General features: G+C 58.3%; 1 pseudogene. It reads right to left on the bottom strand.

The window, feature by feature from the left end:
- A pseudogene (locus ACOCD2_RS25390) lies at positions 1-539 on the bottom strand (hypothetical protein); the annotation flags it as partial.
- Positions 540-569: the final 30 nt, after the last annotated feature.

Here is a 569-nt window from a genome sequence, read left to right as displayed (position 1 = left end):
AGCAGTACCCGACCGGGGCGGAATCGGGCCTTCTGAACATCACACAGTTCGGTAAAGAAAGGTTTGATCTCTTCTGGAAGAAGATCGTTGTCGTTTGGGTTCCGCTTGAACCACAGGTTGATCAGCGCCTGCGTGACATGCCCGATGGGGTGGTTGAGTGCCTCGGCGACAGGCTGATCCGTTGGCCCGCCATTGTGTGTCATCCCCGTGTCCGCTTCGAGTGACATTTCCAATACACGGCGACACAGGTCCAGCAGGATGTCCTTGTGACGGTTAATCGTCCCGGATACCACCTCGATCCATCCCGTCACGCCATGGGCGATTTCCTGGATAACGGTGTCGGGCATGCGCTGCACCAGGGGGGCGGCATAACACCACGACCGTTGCAGCATGTCTTCTTCACCCCAGGCATGCAGGGCCTCGTGCCATCGCTCAGTCGGCCACACGTCATCGCGTGCCAGATCACAGAGCGCGAACAGGCTATGAAAGAAACGGTTGCGGCAGACCTCGCGCCACGCCTCCTTGTAGGAGGGGAACATATTCGTCGATCCTTGCGCGAATTCTCGCAA

Origin of the sequence: Thiolapillus sp. (assembly GCF_048562965.1) — a bacterium.
Taxonomy (GTDB): Bacteria; Pseudomonadota; Gammaproteobacteria; order Chromatiales; family Chromatiaceae; genus Thiolapillus; species Thiolapillus brandeum_A.
This window is presented reverse-complemented; position numbering and strand designations above follow the sequence as displayed.